Source organism: Pseudomonas sp. LS1212, from assembly GCF_024741815.1.
Lineage (GTDB): Bacteria > Pseudomonadota > Gammaproteobacteria > Pseudomonadales > Pseudomonadaceae > Aquipseudomonas.
Map to the genome: position 1 here is coordinate 1,768,565 of NZ_CP102951.1, position 17,965 is coordinate 1,786,529.

General features: G+C 61.1%; 22 protein-coding genes and 1 pseudogene. 22 read left to right on the forward strand and 1 reads right to left on the reverse strand.

Going from position 1 to position 17,965, the window contains the following annotated elements:
• From NVV94_RS08270 to NVV94_RS08365, 20 genes are all read left to right on the forward strand, one after another.
• Positions 1–315 (forward strand): hypothetical protein, encoded by a 315-nt coding sequence (locus NVV94_RS08270; RefSeq protein WP_258446712.1) that lies wholly within the window; start codon positions 1–3, stop codon positions 313–315.
• Positions 312–974 (forward strand): hypothetical protein, encoded by a 663-nt coding sequence (locus NVV94_RS08275; RefSeq protein ID WP_258446713.1) that lies wholly within the window; start codon positions 312–314, stop codon positions 972–974. The genes NVV94_RS08270 and NVV94_RS08275 overlap by 4 nt, the downstream gene beginning before the upstream one ends.
• Complete coding sequence (locus NVV94_RS08280) at positions 967–1,479, forward strand: hypothetical protein (RefSeq protein WP_258446714.1); 513 nt, start codon at positions 967–969, stop codon at positions 1,477–1,479. The genes NVV94_RS08275 and NVV94_RS08280 overlap by 8 nt, the downstream gene beginning before the upstream one ends.
• A gap of 26 nt (positions 1,480–1,505) precedes the next feature.
• Positions 1,506–2,036, forward strand: a complete 531-nt coding sequence (locus tag NVV94_RS08285) for a phage baseplate assembly protein V (protein WP_408733487.1) — start codon at positions 1,506–1,508, stop codon at positions 2,034–2,036.
• 41 nt (positions 2,037–2,077) lie between these two features.
• The gene (locus NVV94_RS08290; RefSeq protein WP_258446716.1) at positions 2,078–2,299 is read left to right on the forward strand and encodes a hypothetical protein; all 222 of its coding nucleotides are present in this window, start codon (positions 2,078–2,080) and stop codon (positions 2,297–2,299) included.
• 3 nt (positions 2,300–2,302) lie between these two features.
• On the forward strand, positions 2,303–2,629 hold the full coding sequence (locus tag NVV94_RS08295; protein ID WP_258446717.1) for a GPW/gp25 family protein: 327 nt from the start codon (positions 2,303–2,305) through the stop codon (positions 2,627–2,629).
• Positions 2,626–3,507 carry a baseplate J/gp47 family protein gene (locus NVV94_RS08300; RefSeq protein ID WP_258446718.1) on the forward strand — a complete coding sequence of 294 codons (882 nt, stop codon included), beginning with the start codon at positions 2,626–2,628 and terminating at the stop codon, positions 3,505–3,507. Before NVV94_RS08295 ends, NVV94_RS08300 begins: the two co-directional genes overlap by 4 nt.
• A 1-nt stretch (position 3,508) precedes the next feature.
• A complete protein-coding gene (locus tag NVV94_RS08305) occupies positions 3,509–4,114 on the forward strand; it encodes a phage tail protein I (RefSeq protein ID WP_258446719.1) in 606 nt (201 codons plus the stop codon).
• On the forward strand, positions 4,111–5,622 hold the full coding sequence (locus NVV94_RS08310) for a phage tail protein (protein WP_258446720.1): 1,512 nt from the start codon (positions 4,111–4,113) through the stop codon (positions 5,620–5,622). Before NVV94_RS08305 ends, NVV94_RS08310 begins: the two co-directional genes overlap by 4 nt.
• The gene (locus tag NVV94_RS08315) at positions 5,619–6,011 is read left to right on the forward strand and encodes a phage tail assembly chaperone (RefSeq protein ID WP_258446721.1); all 393 of its coding nucleotides are present in this window, start codon (positions 5,619–5,621) and stop codon (positions 6,009–6,011) included. The genes NVV94_RS08310 and NVV94_RS08315 overlap by 4 nt, the downstream gene beginning before the upstream one ends.
• 88 nt (positions 6,012–6,099) lie before the next feature.
• Positions 6,100–7,266, forward strand: a complete 1,167-nt coding sequence (locus NVV94_RS08320) for a phage tail sheath family protein (protein WP_258446722.1) — start codon at positions 6,100–6,102, stop codon at positions 7,264–7,266.
• Positions 7,267–7,278: 12 nt separating this feature from the next.
• Complete coding sequence (locus tag NVV94_RS08325; protein WP_258446723.1) at positions 7,279–7,788, forward strand: phage major tail tube protein; 510 nt, start codon at positions 7,279–7,281, stop codon at positions 7,786–7,788.
• Between the two features lie 12 nt (positions 7,789–7,800).
• The gene (locus NVV94_RS08330) at positions 7,801–8,106 is read left to right on the forward strand and encodes a phage tail assembly protein (RefSeq protein WP_258446724.1); all 306 of its coding nucleotides are present in this window, start codon (positions 7,801–7,803) and stop codon (positions 8,104–8,106) included.
• 132 nt (positions 8,107–8,238) lie between these two features.
• Positions 8,239–10,767, forward strand: a complete 2,529-nt coding sequence (locus NVV94_RS08335; RefSeq protein WP_258446725.1) for a phage tail tape measure protein — start codon at positions 8,239–8,241, stop codon at positions 10,765–10,767.
• A gap of 9 nt (positions 10,768–10,776) precedes the next feature.
• Positions 10,777–11,622: a phage tail protein gene (locus NVV94_RS08340; protein WP_258446726.1), complete on the forward strand. Its 846-nt coding sequence runs from the start codon at positions 10,777–10,779 to the stop codon at positions 11,620–11,622.
• Complete coding sequence (locus NVV94_RS08345) at positions 11,597–11,803, forward strand: tail protein X (RefSeq protein ID WP_258446727.1); 207 nt, start codon at positions 11,597–11,599, stop codon at positions 11,801–11,803. Before NVV94_RS08340 ends, NVV94_RS08345 begins: the two co-directional genes overlap by 26 nt.
• A 66-nt stretch (positions 11,804–11,869) precedes the next feature.
• Positions 11,870–12,925: a phage late control D family protein gene (locus NVV94_RS08350; RefSeq protein WP_258446728.1), complete on the forward strand. Its 1,056-nt coding sequence runs from the start codon at positions 11,870–11,872 to the stop codon at positions 12,923–12,925.
• A gap of 23 nt (positions 12,926–12,948) precedes the next feature.
• On the forward strand, positions 12,949–13,500 hold the full coding sequence (locus NVV94_RS08355; protein ID WP_258446729.1) for a glycoside hydrolase family 19 protein: 552 nt from the start codon (positions 12,949–12,951) through the stop codon (positions 13,498–13,500).
• Positions 13,497–14,012, forward strand: coding sequence for a lysis protein (locus NVV94_RS08360; RefSeq protein ID WP_258446730.1), 516 nt, complete (start codon positions 13,497–13,499; stop codon positions 14,010–14,012). Before NVV94_RS08355 ends, NVV94_RS08360 begins: the two co-directional genes overlap by 4 nt.
• A gap of 155 nt (positions 14,013–14,167) precedes the next feature.
• Positions 14,168–14,962, forward strand: coding sequence for a DNA adenine methylase (locus NVV94_RS08365; RefSeq protein WP_258446731.1), 795 nt, complete (start codon positions 14,168–14,170; stop codon positions 14,960–14,962).
• Between the two features lie 52 nt (positions 14,963–15,014).
• On the opposite strand, the pseudogene NVV94_RS08370 reads toward NVV94_RS08365, so the two are convergent.
• Positions 15,015–15,707: pseudogene (locus NVV94_RS08370) on the reverse strand (SOS response-associated peptidase).
• Between the two features lie 557 nt (positions 15,708–16,264).
• Here NVV94_RS08370 and NVV94_RS08375 point away from each other — a divergent pair.
• Both NVV94_RS08375 and NVV94_RS08380 read left to right on the forward strand, forming a co-directional pair.
• Positions 16,265–16,663 (forward strand): hypothetical protein, encoded by a 399-nt coding sequence (locus NVV94_RS08375; RefSeq protein ID WP_258446732.1) that lies wholly within the window; start codon positions 16,265–16,267, stop codon positions 16,661–16,663.
• A 511-nt stretch (positions 16,664–17,174) separates the two neighbouring features.
• Positions 17,175–17,936, forward strand: a complete 762-nt coding sequence (locus NVV94_RS08380) for a hypothetical protein (RefSeq protein ID WP_258446733.1) — start codon at positions 17,175–17,177, stop codon at positions 17,934–17,936.
• The last annotated feature ends 29 nt before the right edge of the window (positions 17,937–17,965 follow it).

Below are 17,965 nucleotides of genomic sequence, written 5' to 3' on the forward strand. Positions count from 1 at the left end.
ATGAGCTTTCGTGAGCTGGTCGACGATTTGGACGCCACGGTGTTCGACGTGCTCGGCGACCCCGTGCTGATCGATGGCCGTGAAGTCCTCGGCATGTTCTCGGCGCCCTGGCTGCAGCCCAAGTTCGGCCAGATCAATACCGGCTTACGCGAGCCGCACCTGGTCATCCGGGTTGCTGACGCCGAAGGCGTTATCGAGCGGCAGCAAGTGGTGGTGGATCTGCCCATCCATGATGGCGGTGGAAGTTACATCGTCGTCAGGCCGGAGCCGGGTGGCGATGGCCTGGTGACTTTGGTGCTGAGGAAATCCCCATGAGTGTCGGCAGCTACGTCAAGCAATCGGCCAGCAGTGGCATGATCACCTTGCAGGCTGATCAGTCGGATCTGAAAGCGTTCGCCGATTTCGCGGCTTTGGTTCCCAAGGCAGCGACTGCAGCGCAGCGCCGCGCCATCAACAAGACGTTGCGTTGGTTGCGTACCCACATCGCCCGAGCGGTTAGCCAACAGGAGCGCGTTGCGGTCACCGCTGTACGGCAGCGCTTGCGTGCCTATCCACTCAACGGCAATGGCCAGGGCAAGCTGTGGTTCGGCATCAACTCGATCGAGGCCAGCCGCGCTGGTCGGCCTCGGCAAACCCGGGCGGGTGTGTCGCTGGCAGGTCGTCGCTATCAGGGAGCGTTCTTCAAGAAAGTCTACGGCGGCCAGCCCGACATCTGGATACGCACAGCCAGCAAGCACTTCAAGGCCAGCGATTACCCAGACAGTGAAGTGTCTGGAGGAGGTGGTGCCAGCTCCGGATGGATCTCGGAAAACGGCAGCCGCTACCCCCTGGCCAAAGCCAAGATATCCCTTGAGGACGTGCGGCCACACTTCGAGTCTTGGTCCAAGCGCGCTCACCAGCAACTGCTGAAAGTCCTGGAGCAGGAACTTAACTTTGAACTGCAGAAGTATCTGCGAGGAACTGACCGTGTCTGAGTCTGAGTTCAGCCTCGAGCTGTTGTACAGCGCAATAGAGGCTCGCATTGCCGAGGCCATTCCAGGTCTGGCCTGTGTATGCACCATGCCTCACATGCTCAATCATGTGGCATTACCCGCTGTAGTGATCGAGCTGGTCGAGTTTGAGCCAGGCCAGGATCCAGGGACAGGTGAAACAGCCGTGGAAGTGCGCTTCGAAGCGCGCTTCATCGTCGGCAGCGAAGATGTGCAGTGCCAACAGAAAGTCGCGTTCGCCGCGGCTCAGTTGTCGGTGTTGTTGCGTCTGCAGACTTGGGGGTTAGCGGTTGAGCCAGCCGAGTTCGTGCGTGCTGCGCAGGACTGGACCCGGCCCGAGTTGGACGGTTATGCGGTGTGGGTGGTCGAGTGGACCCAGGGTATCTACCTCGGCGAGGAAGAATGGCCATGGCCCAACCAGCCCCCCGGCACTCTGGTACTGGCCGTGGGCCCAGACGGTGAGCGGGTTCATCCGGAGGACCTGCAGTGAACCACGCAAGCGCAGCGCATGACCGCATGCTGGCCGGTCTGATTATTCCGTGTCGGGTGGTGGCGGTCGATCTGGCCGCCGCCATGGTCCGCGTGTCCGACGGCGGCAGTTGGACCAGCGCCTGGGTGCGTTGGCACAGTCAGGCCGCTGGCAAGGCCCGCCACTGGCGGGCGCCGAGCTTGGACGAGCAGGGTGCTTTGATCAGTCCGAGCGGTGAGCCAGCGCAGGGCACGTTCGTGCCGGGGCTGTATGGCAACGCCGGCGCTCAGCCGGACAACCGCGACCATGTCGAGGTGTGGCGCTTCGAGGATGGTGGTTCGCTGGTCTACGACTGGCAGGCCAGCAGCTACACCATCGAGCTGCCCAGCGGTACCGCGACCGTCAAGGTCGGTGGCAGCACGGTGGTCGTTACGGATAACGCGATCACCGCCCAGGCCAGCAACATCACCTTGACCGGCAACGTGCAGATCAATGGGCCGTTAGGCGTGACAGGCGATATCCACGGCGGCGGCAAGATCATCGATACGGCCGGCAACACGGCCAACCACAACCACTGACCAGCCCGACTTGATCGGGCTTTTTTCTGCCTGGAGGCATCATGGCCAAAGCCGATGACAAACAACTACCGAGCGAATCACCTGCGGTACCGAAGGCCGTTGCTCAGGTGTATCGCGACACGCTCTACACCTCTCGCGTGCTGATCCTGCCTGATGGCCGAACGCTCGCGGTGGTCAAAGGCCGCGTCACTGCCGCGGCCGGGGACGCTGTCGCACAGCGTTACCTCGGCGATCATCCTGACCTTGAGCTGCTGACGGAGTAACCCATGATCGGAATGGATCGCCGCACGGGTCAGCCTGTTTCCGGTCTGGCGCATCTGCGGCAGTCCATCGAAGACATCCTGACCACCCCGCTGGGCAGTCGGCGGATGCGCCCGGAGTACGGCAGCAAGCTGCGCCGCTTTGTCGACCTGCCTGTTTCCGAGGGTTGGAAGAGCGCGGTGCAGGCCGAGGTGGCCAGGGCGCTGAGTCGCTGGGAGCCGCGTTTGAAGCTGGAGCGGGTGAGGGTAGTGGCGGTGGTCGGTGGTCAGATCACCCTGCAGCTGACCGGCCTGTACCTGGGCGAACGCGCGATAGTTGAGGTAACGGCATGAGCACCATCCAGCTGTCGGCGCTGCCCGCGCCGCAAGTGCTGGAAGACCTCGATTTCGAGGAAACCTATCAGGGCGAGTTGTCAGCCTTTCGCCTGTACATGGGCGACAACTGGGATGCCCTGCTGGAGAGCGACCCGGTCACCAAGCTGTTGGAACTGGGTGCCTACCGGCGCCTGCAGAATCGGGCACGGGTCAACGACGCGGCCAAGGCCTTGCTGCTGGCTTATGCCAAGGACAGCGACCTTGACCAGTTGGCCGCCAACGTGCGGCTGCAGCGCCTGGTGATTCAGGCCGAGGATCTGGCCGCTGTGCCGCCGGTCGCGGCGGTGCTCGAGGAAGACGACGCGCTGCGCGAACGTATCCAGCTGGTCTATGAAGGGCTGACCACGGCCGGGCCGCGCAACAGCTACATCCTGCATGCGCGCAACGCCTCAGCCTTGGTCGCCGATGCCACCGCCGAAAGCCCGACGCCGGCGGCGGTGGTGTTGACGGTGCTGAGTCTGGAGGGCGACGGAACCGCCACCCCCGAACTGCTGGAAACGGTGCGGGTCAAGGTGAGTGACGATGATGTGCGGCCGTTGGGAGATCGCCTGACGGTGCAAGGCGCCGAGATCCTGCGTTATCGGATCGATGCCGTGGTGCATATGGTCGGTGGTGGCCCGGAGACTGAGGCCACGCTGGCCGAGTGCAATAGCCGTCTGCTGGCCTGGATTAACCCCCGGCGCCGCCTGGGCGTCGAGGTCGCCCGTTCTGCGGTGGATGCCCAGTTGCACATCAACGGTGTCAGTCGGGTCGAGCTGGGCGACTGGGCGGACCTTCGCCCAAGCAAGGCCCAGGCCGCCTGGTGTGAGGGTGTGACCGTGACGCGGGGGAGCTGAGATGAACAGTCTGCTCCCGCTCAACAGTACCCAGCTGGAGCGCGCTATCGAAGCGGCCAACGACGAAACCATCAACGCACCGCTGCGCACTCTGTACAACCCCGACACCTGCCCGGCACACCTGCTATATCACCTGGCCTGGGCCTGGTCGGTGGATCGCTGGGACGATACCTGGTCGGAGGCGGTCAAGCGCTCGGTAATTCGCTCGGCGTTCTACGTGCATGCGCACAAGGGCACCATCGGCGCGCTGCGCCGGGTGGTCGAGCCGCTGGGTTACCTGATCGAGGTTCGCGAGTGGTGGGAAGGCGTGCCCGAGGGCGTGCCGGGCACTTTCGAGCTGCAGGTCGGCGTGCTGGATACCGGCATCACCGAGGAAATGTATCAGGAGCTGACGCGGCTGATCGATGACGCCAAGCCGGTAAGCCGGCACCTGATCGGCCTGGCCATTTCCCTGGCCACTAGCGGTTACATGCGACTGGGGCTGGGCTTGTCCGAGGGCGAGGAAATCGACGTGTACCCGCCCATGTCACACGACATCGAGGTCGGCGGCAGCTTTGGCCATGTTGGCCGTGAACATCAAATTGAATATCTGGATGTGTACCCATGACCACAGCGAACAGTCAGTTTTTCGCCATCCTCACGGCGGTGGGCGAGGCGAAACAGGCCAATGCCAATGCCCTGGGCGTGCCCTGGACGTTTTCCCAAATGGCGGTTGGCGATGCCAACCTGACCGACCCGGTACCGTCCCGCGAGCAAGCCCAGCTCATCAACGAGCGTCGTCGGGCACCGCTGAATCAGCTCAAGGTAGACCCGGCTAACCCGAACATCATCATCGCCGAACAAGTCATTCCGCCTGACGTCGGCGGCTGGTGGATTCGGGAAATCGGCCTCTACGACGCGGAAGGTGATCTGGTGGCGGTGGCCAACTGCGCGCCGAGCTTCAAGCCGCTGCTCAACCAGGGCACCGGTAAGACCCAGGTGGTGCGACTGAACATCATCGTAACCAGCACGGCCAATGTGCAGCTAAAGATTGATCCGGCGGTGGTGTTGGCCACGCGCTCCTATGTTGATGCGGCCATTCTGGAGGTGTTGCCGAAGAACAAGACGCCGGGTGAGTACACGCGGGTCAAGATCAATGACCGGGGGCTGGTAGTGTCAGGCGATAACCCGTCGACGCTGGCCGAAAACGGCATCACCGATGCCTACACGAAAGAGCAGGTCGCTGCAGTCATTCTGGAGGCGCTGCCGAAGGACAAGGCGCCCGGCGAGTACACACGGGTCAAGATTAATGATCGCGGGCTTGTGATCTCGGGTGATAACCCGTCCACGCTGGCTGACAACGGTATCACCGATGCCTACACGCGGGAGCAAGTCGACGCGATCATTGCTCAGGCTTCGGCGCTTCCCTTCGCCGCCCTTGAGTACCCGACGGTGGCAACAGCTGATGGACGCCTGGCTGTCACTGGTGCAGCCGTGGCTGGGACGGGCGGAAGCGTCTCAGTTCCAGCTGGGGTGATGATCGCGTTGGCCGAGGCGGACATTCCGGCGGAGAGCGGTCGGCCACGGGTGATGACGACTATGGCCTGGACCAGCGCCGCGTTGCCGGTGAATTCGACGTACTACCTGCGGGCCAGCATCAAGGATCGGGCGTTGTTAGTCTATGTGGCTCCTGGTACCGACTCCGACGCGGTGCCCGCGTCCCTGCGGTCGGACGCTGGACAGGCCGCATCGGGCTTTGACTCGACGGTGATCGACGTGCTCCTGGCCAAGGTCGTGACCGGCGCAGCTGGCTCGGCACCCACCGTCACGGCGCTGGCAAACAAAAAGCGGCTTGAAGCCACGGCCAGCTGGCAGGCCGCATACGGAAAATACACGCTTGCTCTCAACTGGGCTCGGACTCCGCGAGCATATGTCGCTGGCATGGCGGACTACGACTCGTATCAAAAGACCGACTACACAATCGTGGCTGAGCCGCTTGGGAACAACGGTAGCGGCCAGCAAATTGGTTCAAATGGTGGCTTCAGCGACCGTTACGTGGGCAGGGTTTACATTGCCGCCTATGCCGCCGGGGTCGGTGACGGGGTTATCAACGTGCGCGTACGGTGGGAAGCATGATGAAGGCGCTCATTCAAGATGGATTGGTTGTCGGCTTCGCAACCGGCGATTCCCTCGGGGAGCCAATTCCGGCGGATTTGCCTGTGGGGTTCGGCTGGCGGTTCGAAGATGGGGAGTTCATCCCGGCGGCTGACCAGCCGATTTCGAAGGAGGCGCTGGCATCCGCAGAGCGCGCCTGGCGCGATGGGCGAGTGGATGCAACCGAATGGCTGGTGACCCGGCACCGCGACGAGCAGGACCTGCAGCGCGAAACCACACTGACGCCCGAGCAGTTCACCGAGCTACTGACGTACCGTCAGGCACTGCGCGACTGGCCGCAAACCGAGACTTTCCCGGACGCCCAGAATCGCCCCGTAGAGCCGCCCTGGATCGCTGAGCAAACCCAATAGAGCCCCGCACTGTCGGGGCTTTTTCTTTCCCGCAACACACCCACAAGGCCCTGCACTGCGGGGCTTTTGCATTTCTGGAGTCTCATAGATGAGTGGATTCTTTCACGGCGTGACCGTCACCAACGTCGACACCGGTGCGCGCACCATCGCCTTGCCGTCGTCCTCGATCATCGGCCTGGTCGATACTTTCACTGAAGCGCCGGCGCACAGCGCCAAGGTCAACGATCTGGTACTGATCACCAGTGAGCGTGAGGCTATTGCTGCCTTTGGCCCGGACTCGGCGATCACCAAGGCCTGCCAGGCCGTCTACATGCGCGCCAAGGCGGTGATTGTGGCCTGTGGAGTGGCCAAGCTGGAAGACTCGGCGCTGCAGACCTCGGCGATCATTGGCGGTGTGCTGGCCGACGGCAAACGCACTGGCCTGCAGGCGCTGCTGGACGGCAAAAGCCGGTTCAACGCCCAGCCGCGGCTGTTGGTGACTCCCAAGCACAGCGCCACTCAGGCGGTCGGTACCGCCCTGGTGGCGCTGGCTGACAAGCTGCGTGCCGTCGCCATCCTGGACGGCCCGAACACCACTGACGAAGCGGCCCAGGCCTATGCCGAAAACTTCGGCGCCAAGCGGGCGTTTCTGGTCGATCCGGGGGTCAAGTACTGGGATACCACCGCCAGTGCTACGGTCGACGCGCCTGCTTCGGCCTGGGTCGCGGGGCTGTTTGCCTGGACCGACAGCGAGTACGGGTTCTGGGCCTCGCCGTCGAACAAGGAGTTTGTCGGCATCACCGGTACCGGCCGCCCAATCGAATTCCTCGACGGTGACGAAACCTGCCGGGCCAACCTGCTCAACAACTCGAATATCACCACCATCATTCGTGATGACGGTTACCGCTTGTGGGGCAACCGCACCCTGAGCAGCGATCCGAAATGGGCGTTCGTCACCCGCGTGCGCACCATGGACATCGTCATGGACGCGATCCTCTACGGCCACAAGTGGGCGGTGGACCGCTCGATCACCGCGACCTACGTCAAGGACGTGACCGAGGGCCTGCAGGCGTTCATGCGCGACCTGAAGAACCAGGGCGCAATCATCAACTTTGAAGTCTTCGCTGACACCGAGCTGAACACGGCCAGTCAGCTGGAGCAGGGCAAGGTGTATTGGAACATCCGTTTCACCGATGTGCCGCCGGCCGAAAACCCGAACTTCCGCGTCGAAGTCACCAACCAGTGGCTCACCGAAGTCCTCGACACTGCCGCTTAAGGAGCCGCACACATGTCAATGATTCCCGAAACCCTGGCGAACCTGAACCTGTTCGTCGACGGCGTCAGCTTTCAAGGTGACGTGCCCAGCCTGACCCTCCCCAAACTCACGCTGAAGATGGAAGAACACCGCGCTGGCGGGATGGATGCCCCTATCGAAATCGATCAGGGCATGGAAAAGCAGGAGGCGGGATTCGTCACCACCGGCGTGCGCCGCGAGTCGTTGAAGTTCTTCGGCCTGGCCGACGGCACGGCCTTCAACGGTACGTTTCGGGGCGCCTTCAAAGGCCTGAAAGGCAAGGTAACGCCGGTGATCGTCACCCTGCGCGGCGCGCTGAAAGAGGTCGACATGGGCGACTGGAAGCCCGGCGACAAGGCCGAGATCAAGCACAACGTCGCGCTGACCTACTACAAGCTGGAAGTCGACGGTCGCCTGGTTTACGAAATCGACCCGCTCGGTATGAAGCGCGTTATCAATGGCGTCGACCAGCTCGCCGCCCAACGTTCGGCCCTGGGCCTGTAAGGAGTTTTCCCGATGAGTAAAGCAACCCCAAAAATCCCGGCCTGGATGGACCTGCGCGACGATGCCGTTACCGTAACGCTGACCAAGCCAATCGAGGCCAATGGCGTGCAGGTCGACAAGCTGACCCTGCGTGCGCCGACCGTGCGCGATATCCGCGCCGCCACCCAGGTCAGCAGCGGCGATGACGAACAGCGCGAGCTGAGCCTGTTCGCCTCGCTGGCCGAGGTCAACCCCAAGGAGCTGGAGGTCCTGGCGCTCAAGGATTACACCCGCCTGCAGGCCGGCTATTTTCGCCTGGTGCAGGATGACGAGCTTTGAACCTGTCGTGCAGAGGCGCTTGGCCCAGCGATTGGCCAAAGAGCTGAACTTTTCCGCTGCCGAAATCGAGACCATGCCGTTTGATCGCGTGGTCTGGTGGCTGATGGATTGAAGGCAAACAGGGGGTAGCGCATGGCAAGTAAATTGGCGCTCGCGCTGGTCATTGGCGGCGCCGTCAGTTCGTCGGTGGGCGCCGCCTTCAGCACGGTCGAGGGTCGGATCAAGAAGCTGGAGGACAAGGGCAACAAGGCCAAGGTGCTGAAAAGCACCATTGGCGAAACCATGCGCCTGCGCGATGAGTGGAAGAAGGCCCACGACAGCGGGGCGGCCTCGGCGGCCGGGTTGTTGCGCAAGCTGGAAAGCAACCTCGACAGTTTGCGCAAACAGGGCGTGCAGGTCGGCAACCTGCGCAAGGAGTACCAGCAGCTGCAGCGGGTGGCCAAGGGCACGGACCTGCAGGTCAAGGGACACCAGCAGGTCGAGCAGGGCAAGACCGGGCTCAAGTCGAGCATGGGCCAGGCCGTGGTTGGCGTCGGCGCCCTGGGCGTAGCCGGCAAGATCAGCGCGGATTATCAGGCCATCATCCGTGACATTGCGATCAAGTCGAACGTGGCCAATCAGCCGCAAGAGGCCGAGATGTCGCGCACGGTGATTCAGACCTCGCAGGACACCGGCATGGCCCGCAACGACGTTGCCGATCTGGTCAATCAGTTGGTCGGCGCCGGCATGGAGTTGGACAAGGCGCTGGCCTATGCGCCGGTGGCGGCCAAGTTCGCCATTGGCCAGGGTGCCAGTGGCGTCGACACGGCGAGCATGATCCAGGCGTTGCAGCAAAACGCCAAGATCACCGACCCCAAGGACATGGAGAAGGCGCTGGAGGCCATCGCCCTGCAGGGCCAGGCCGGCAGCTTTGAAGCCGCCGACATGGCCAAGTGGTTTCCGCAGCTGTTGGCGGGGATGGAGAAGAACGGCAGCACCGGTTTGGACGCGGTCAGTTCGCTGGGTGCGATGCTGCAGGTGCAGATGAAGACTGCCGGCGGCTCGGATGAAGCGGCCAACAACCTCAAGAACTGGATGGAGAAAATCGGTTCAGGCGAGGTGGTGGACGCCTACAAGAAAGCGGGCATCGACTATCAGGCCTCGCTCAACACTGGCATTCAAAGCGGGATGTCCACCCTTGAGTCCAGCTTTGCCCTGGCCATGAAATACGTCCAGGCCACCGACCCGGCCAAGGCCGCGAAGATGGCCGAGGCCCAAGCCAACATCAGCAAGGAAACCGATCCCGAGAAAGCCAAGGCGATGCTCAACGCCCTGGAGGCGTCCCTGCGCACCGGCGATCTGTTCGCCGACATGCAGGTCAAGGCGGCGCTGACCGCCTACGGGCAAAACCGGGGGCTGTATGAGCAGCTGAAAAATGACTCGAAAGACGCGGCGGGCATTCTCGACAAGAACCTTGCCGAGCGCCGCGACACCTCGGCGCAGGCCTGGGCCGAGACGGGGCAAGCGGTTGACGACGCCATGCGCAGCATCGGTGACGCCATTCGCCCGGCCACCGATCTGGTGGCCAAGGGCATTAAGGCAGTTGCCCATGGGCTGACCAAGTTGTCGGATGGCTCGCAATCGGTCGTGCTGGGCGTCACCGCCGCCGGCGCAGCGTTCATGGCCCTGAAAACGTTACTGAACGGCTTCAAGGTTGCCCGAGGTTTGGCCAACATCGGGCGTGGTGCTTTGCTCGGCCGTGGCGGTTCCAGCGCGCTGGGGGGCATTACCGATGCTGTAGCGGGCAAAGGCCGGACCGGCATCAAGCCTGTGGACGCTGGCCTAAAGGCCCTGGGCGGCCTTATGGGGGCCAGTAACGACGCCAACGGTGGCAGCAGCAAGGATCCGCAGCGGGTGTTTGTGGTCAATGCCGACGCCATGGGCGGCCCTGGGGCGGGCTCTGCCGGGGCGCGGCGTTCGCGTCGTCGCCGGGGTAACCCGGCGGCTGCAGCTGGCGCTGGCGTGGGTGCGGCAGCCGCTGCCCCTGGGCGCTTTGCTGGGCTGCTGGGCGCCGCTGGCAAGCTGAGCAAAGCCGGGCGGGTGATGCCGGGCGGTGCGCTGCTCGATGCCGGTATCGGCGCCCTGACTACGGCGCAGAGCGCCACGACCCAGGAGGAAAAGGCCGAGGGCTACGGCGGTGCGGCGGGGAATCTGGGCGGGACCATGGCCGGTATGGCCGCTGGTGCGGCGATTGGCTCGGTGGTACCGGTGATTGGTACCGCTATCGGTGGCGCGGTGGGGGCTTTTCTCGGCGGTATGGGCGGGGAAGCCCTGGGCGGCATGCTGGGTAAATCGTGGTTTGGTGGCGAGGACAAGGCGGCCGCTGTGGCCAAGGCCGACAATGCTGGCGCACCCGGTGCCGTGGTGCGCTCGCTGGCCGAAACGTCACCCGCTCCAGCGGCCGCCCCGGCGCTCGCCAAGGCGGTCGAGGCGGCCAAGCCGGTACCGCCGCCGGTCGATCAGCAGTTCACCTTCTCGCCGAGCGTGGCAATAACGGTGCAAGGCGACGTGAAAGACCCGGCGCAATTGGCCAATGAGCTGGCCCCGCACTTGCGACAACAATTCGAAGAGTTCGCACGTCAGGCTTCTGCCCGGCAAATGACCGACGCACCACACGTTTAAGGAGGGGCCATGCCTTACATGGAGCAATTGCAATCAGGGCTCAAGTCCGTGGTGGCAGCGGGCGAGGCAGGGCGTACCAGCCTTGACGGCATGCTGGGCCCGCTCAATGGCGCTATCGGCGACATGACCGGTGCGGCGGCCGAGCTGGAGGGGTTGCCTTTCATCGGGCCGGCCATCGGCGCCAAGCTGCAGCGGACCATGCGTGCGGTCAACGCGGCACAGTCCATGGTCGGAGAGGTTGCGGCCAGGTACAACCAGGCCGTGACCGCCGCTGCGCAGGTACAGGAACGCCTGGGCACGCTCAAGGAACAGGCGGCCAAGGCCGGTGCTGCCATCAATCGCATTGCCGGAAAGATCAGCCCTTCGCTGAGCAACATTCTGCCCACCGGCGCACTGGCCCCAGCGACCACGCCGGCGGCTGAGGCGGTGAAGCCGTTCCCGCACCTGCTGATCGTGCAGCCGCTGCACCCGAACGCCCAGCCGTACTACTTCAACCTCGACACCGCGGCGTTCGATGAGCTGCGCCGGCAGACCGCTTTCCGCTGGGCGGGCCAGGAACGCCTGACCCGTAGCATCGCCCAGCAGGCCGTCGGCCAGGGCGAAGACAAGCTGAGTCTCAAGGGCGCGATTTTTCCCGGGCACAAGGGTGGCCTCAAGCAGCTGGACACCCTGCGCAGCATCGGCCGCGCCTTGCAGCCGCTGAGTCTCACCACGGGCTACGGCGAGGTGCTGGGCACCTGGTGCCTGCTCAGTCTGGACGAAGAACAGAGCAGTCTGCTGGCCGGCGGCATCCCGCGTAAACAGACCTTTAGCCTGGAGTTTGTGAGCTATGGCGACGACCTGCAGAACGTCTGACGGGGATGTGCTCGATGTGATCTGTCAGCACTTCTATGGCCACCTCAATGGCGCTGTCGAAGCGGTGCTGAATGCCAACCAAGGCCTGGCCGATGAACCGCAGCCGTACCGGGCTGGGGTGCTGATCGTGCTGCCGGATCTGCCGGTACCGACCGAGGCGCTGGTAATGCTGTGGGATTGATCCCGCGTTATGCGTAACGACGAAGCCCCGCCTTGTGCGGGGTTTTGCATTTCTGGAGTGCATACCATGCAACCCGCTTTCCGCCTTGTCGCTGACGGCAAGGACATTACTGCACTGATAAACGACCGCCTGCTGATGCTGCGCACCTCGGACAAGCCCGGCATGGAGTCGGACGAATTCGAACTGCGCATTGATGACCGCGATCAGGCAGTGGCGCTGCCTTCGCGGGGCGCTCATATCGAAGTCTTCCTGGGCCAGAAGGGTCACGCCCTGGCGCGCTTGGGGCGCTACACGGTCGACGAGGTCGAGCTATCGGGACCGCCTGACACGCTGGTGATACGCGGCAAGGCCAGCGACATGCGTGGCAGCGGCAAGACCACCCGCAGCGGCAGCTGGGAGGGCGTGCCCCTGCAGGAGATCGTCAGCAACCTTGCCGCCCGTAATGGCTGGCAGCCGGTGTGCCCGGTGACCACCAAAGTCCCCCGCGTCGACCAGCTCAACGAGTCGGACTTCAACTTCATCACCCGCCTGGCCAAGCAGTACGACTGCACCGCCAAGGTGGCTGACGGCAAGCTACTGGTAATGCCGCGTCAAGGTGGGCAGAGCGCGAGCGGCAAGGCCCTGGGCACGGTCACCATTACCCGCCAGGACGTGAGCCGCTATCAGTTCCGCCTGGGCGACAAGACCACCCACAAGGCCGTGCAAGCCAAGCATCAGGACAAGAAAACCGGTGCGCTCAAGGTGGTCGAGCTGGGCAACGATGAATCCCCGGATGGCCTGCCGCCGGTCCACACCGACCGGCATATCTACCCGAACAAATCCGCCGCCGAACAAGCCGCTAAGGCACGCTTGGCCGCGTTCAACCGCAGCACCGCCGGCGTGCGCCTGGAAATGCCTGGCCGCACCGACCTGTTTGCCGAACGCATGATTAACGCCCAAGGCTTCAAAGGCGGTCTCGACGGTGAGTACCTGGTGGACTCGGTGGAGCAGGTTTTCACCCAGTCCGGCTGGACCACCACGGTCGAGTGCAACGGCGGCAAGAAGGGCAAGGCCAAGGCCAAAGGCAAGAAAAAGAAAGCAACCAAGCCACTGCAAGTGGTGCAACTGTCACCGACGGCCTGAGTGCCCATCAAAGGAGAAGCCCTATGTCTATCACCGCGCAGCAGCTGCTGCAGATTCTTCCCCACGCCGGCCGCAACGCCGGCGTTTTTGTTCCTGGCCTGAATGCCGCCATGGGCAAGTACGCCATCATTACCCGTTTGCGCATGGCGGCCTTCATCGCCCAGATCGGCCATGAATCGGGCCAGTTCCTCTACGTCCGCGAACTGGGCGGCAGTGCCTACCTGGCCAAGTACGACACCGGCAGGCTTGCCCAGCGCTTGGGCAACACGCCCGAGGCAGACGGTGACGGCCAGAAGTATCGCGGTCGTGGCCTGATTCAGGTGACCGGGCGGGCCAACTACCAGGCCTGCAGCGAAGCCCTGTTCAGTGACAGCCGGTTGCTCAACACCCCCGAGTTGCTCGAACAGCCGGTGTACGCCTCGATGTCGGCAGGCTGGTACTGGCAGAGCAAGGGGCTCAACACCTTGGCTGATAAGGGGGACTTCCGGGAGATCACCAGGCGCATCAACGGTGGGTTCAACGGCATGACTGATCGGCAGGCGCTGTATGACCGAGCGCTGGAGGTGCTGCAGTGAAAGCCCTGGATTGGCGCCTGGCAGTCGTAGCGTTGTTGCTGGGACTCGCCCTGGGCGGCCGGGGTGCCTGGCTGTGGCAGGCGAACAGCTACGGCAAGACGCTGGCCGAGCAGGCCGGGGCCTACACGGCTGAGCGCGAAGCCGCCGCCACGGCGGTGATCGATTGGCAGGTGGCAGAGCAGGTCCGGCGCCGGGCGCTGGAAGATCGCCTGCAGGTGAATGATCAAACCCACTACAAGGAATTACTTGATGCCCAACAGACTCACGCCCGCTTGCGTGACCGCCTTGCTACTGCTGATCTGCGGCTGTCAGTCCTACTCGACAGCACCGCCCAGGATAGTGGCTGTGGGGTGCCAGCCGCCACCGGCAGCGGCGGCGTGGTTCATGGAGCCATACGAGCCGAACTTGACCCAGCGCATGCTCGACGAATTATCAGCATCACCAATCACGGCGACCAAGGATTGATTGCCCTGAAGACCTGTCAGGCCTACGTGCGAGCAATCGCACAATGAGTTGAAAAGGAGCGGGCCGAGTGGATGCGTCAACATCCGCTCGACCCGCCGAACCCGCAGACCCTTCCTGCAAGTCCAGCCGAGGCTCCTGCTCCGTGCACAAAGCGCGGCGAGCCTAACACCTGTTTATCCATACAGTAAAGACTTGCTATCAAATGACGACTCCAATCATTCCCTGGATGGGTGGCAAACGCCGTCTAGCCGACCGCTTGATCCCTCTCTTTCCCCCTCATGAATGTTACGTCGAGGTCTTCGCCGGTGGTGCTGCGCTGTTCTTCATGCGTCCACAGCCTGCGCCGGTTGAAGTGCTCAACGATCTCAACGGCGACCTGGTGACGCTCTATCGGGTGGTGCAGAACCACCTGGAGGAATTCGTCCGCCAGTTCAAATGGGCGCTTAGCTCGCGTCAGATCTTCGAATGGCAAAAAATGACCCGGCCTGAAACCCTCACCGACATCCAGCGCGCCGCCCGGTTCTTTTACCTGCAGCAGCATGCGTTTGGTGGCAAGGTGACCGGGCAGACTTTCGGTACCGCGACAACCGGTCCGGCCATCAACCTGCTGCGGATTGAGGAAAACCTCTCAGCTGCCTGGCAGCGACTCGCGGGGACCTACGTCGAAAACCTTTCCTGGCTGGAGTGTGCCGAGCGCTATGATCGAGCGCACACCTTCCATTACATGGACCCACCGTACTGGCAGACCGCAGGGTATGGGGTCGGCTTCCCCTTCGAAAACTACGAGCGCATGGCCGAATTCATGCGGCGCTGTAAGGGCAAGGTGATGGTCAGCATCAACGATCACCCTGACATCCGGCGTGCTTTCGAGGGCTTTCACTTCGAGTGCCTGGACATTCGCTACAGCAACACCAATCAGCGCCAAGGTAAGGCGGATGTAACGGGTGAACTTGTGATCATGAACTGGGTGCCCGCCGATCTAGGAGGGTTGTTCTGATGCTGTCGGCGCAGGCACTGGCGCACTGGCTACTTGATTTAGGGCTACTGGCTCAAGCGTGGGGTAGGACCAGGTCTGGCCCCTGATTTCTCACGTTCCCCACTGCTGGGCTGACTCGGTACCATTCAAACACCTCTGAGGGTTCGCCCAGGCTAAGGACGATCTGCTCGGCTTGCTCTTTGGAGGTGGTGGGGGCCAGCCATTCCCTGGCCAGTTCCGGCGTCAGGACTATCGGGCGCCGGTCGTGCACGTCGACCATGCCGCCGGCACTGTCGGCGGTGATGATGACGAATCCATCATGCTCGTTCGGCTCAGTGTTGGCCTGCCCAGTACTGGCGCTGAACTGGCCAATGCCGGCACAAAGTGAGGGTTGGCCATCACGACGCCTGATCAGGTAGGGTTGCTTTTTGGGGCCGCCTTCATCGACCTACTCGAACCAATTGTCGACTGGTACGATGGCTCGGTGCGGCCAGATAGCCCGGAAGAACGGGCCATGAGCGACCTTCTCTACCCGTGCATTAATTGGTGCAGCTCGGTCTTTGGCCCAGTGCGGCCGCCAACCCCAGCGCAACAGGTCCGCGTGCAACACTCCGTCTTCCAGGCGGAGTAGGGCCACACGGGTGGTCGGAGCGACGTTGTATCGTTCAAGCGACTGCTCGCCGACGCTGTTGGCCAGCGGGTAGCTCATGCTCAAGGCATCCACAAAATCGTGGATGCCACGGTACTGGCTCAGTCTTCCGTACATCCCCGTTCTCCCGGGTCGCATGGAACGAATCCCTGCCCGTGGCAAGCCTCACAATCTTCGCGCTGAGCGAACGAATCACATCAGGTCGGACAGCACTTAAACGGCGAGTATCTCACCCGGTCCCGTAGCATCCGGTACCGTGCCCAACTTTTTTCCTCGAACGCTTCCTGCGCCAGATTAACCAACGCCCTGTAGGCATCAGGATTTTCAACACCCTCAAGCATTCTCCCGTTGACCATCCGCGCCGCTTCAACAAGGCGGCAGGTTCTGCCGTTTTTCGCAATAAAGTGGAGGCCCCTGATCACTCCAAGTTAGACCGAAGTGCGAAGCACTAGACGTAGGTGATCACCTTCTGGGCTCACCATGCCATCAAAGGTGAAGGCATCTGTTCGGTTATCTTCATAGCGGCTGGTACGTTAATAAGAAATATTGAATTCAAGGATTTTTATTATTTCCAAACATTATAGCTCTTAATTATTTATTGTATTTTAGTAGTCTATGCTTTCGGAAAGTGCAATGGATGGCGTTAAAGAAGAATAAATCAAGGGCCGCCTGCCATGAACTTTGGAATCTTATCAATTACTGCTGCTACGATTATTATTTCAGGTTGTGCTTACTCACAGAAAAACTTTAAAGAGATTGGCGATTTTGCTGATCGAGGCGATTACGTGGCCGTGGCTTTTCGCTCGACTGTAGGTGTTGTGGTTTCGGGTATGGTCGATGTTGTGAGTTTGGGTGGCACGTTAACGCCAGAACAGGCTCAGGAGACCTGGACGTCACCAACTCAAGGTGCCAACACAACAAATGGATTTAGTAACTGTCCGAATGATGGTGGCCTTGATATCGGTGGTGGTTGTTATGATCCTCATGCGGTAGAAAGGATGCCGAAGAAAGAAAGAACCAATCAATCATCTCCATCTGGAGGGGCTGTCGGTCAAAATTCTGGTGTGCGTTAATTTAATCAACCATAAATTTAATTGCGCTTGGGGAGTTTCTTAAGCAGTACAGGTGAGTGATGCTATGCGTTCTCTGGTGTTTCCTATTGTTTGAGTAGCTCTCTGGCGAGATTTTCAGAGGTTCTGATATGTTCGGCTGCTGCGGTGCAGAAAGCAGAAAATTTAAATTTAGAGCGGGGAAGTTTAGGGGGAACTGCAGGAAGAGAAGTGCTTGGATAAATGGGGAGAGGCGAGGCTCGAGAGGTTGAGCCGTTGCTGGTGTCTTTGCCACACCGGTGTCGTCATTTGCCGCTGCTGAAATATGGAGTTTTTCCACTAACACGACTGCATCAAGTCGTTGTCCTTATGCTCGCTAAAATTAGGCGATACTGTTTCATCAGATTTACAAAAAAATATTTTTTGCGAAACATTAGAGTGCTTCTATAGTTGAATTTGTTGGACTCTTATTTCGGTGTGGCTAAAGGGATGGTTAGTCAAATAAAAAACTCGTGAAACTCGTGAGTAGAGTAAGATGAAAAAATACGTCCCGATTTACTTGGCCGCTCAATTGGTACTGACGTCATGCGCTTCTACCGATACCGGCAGTTCTCAAAGCACAGACCATAATACTTTTGACATGCTGGGGGCTGCCTTCAGTGTGCTATTAGGGCTAGCCGTCACACAGTCGTCGGGTGATGCGGCGCAGGGTCAACAAATAATGCAGCAATCACTCAATGTATTTAGCGCAGGCAGTAGTGACTCAGACGACGCGGGTTCAGCCATCCTAGCCTCGAACTCCACTTCAACCCCCAGTGTCACGGATGCACCTTCCTATGATGCGGGGACGTTTGATGACTCTAAATATAAGCCAGGTAGTGGGTGCGAAAAGAATCTTTCTTATTTGTCTACTCGCCTAAAAAAGTTCAGTCCGGATATGATTAATAAAGTAAGGGATTCGATTCTTGCTACTGACATGATTGCCATGATGTCAACCATTAATCAACAGGGTCTTTCCCCGCAGGTCGCGATACAACAATCACTCCAGCAGGCCGACGCGTTCGATCAGTCGGCGAGTGAGGCTCTAAGTACCGTGCAACAGGTTGATGCATTTGGTACGACCGACGCGGAATTTGAAAAGGCGATCAACTCCGGGAAGGTATCTGTTACCCACTGCTCAGGTATACACGATTCGGCTTTGTGTGCGGCGATTGTCAATAAATATGGCGCCATTGCCTCTAGGGCATCGGCGGCGAATTTGATGTGTTTCAAAAGAACCAACCAATGGCCCCTATGATCATCTCTCTCAATGCACTGAAGGGTTGA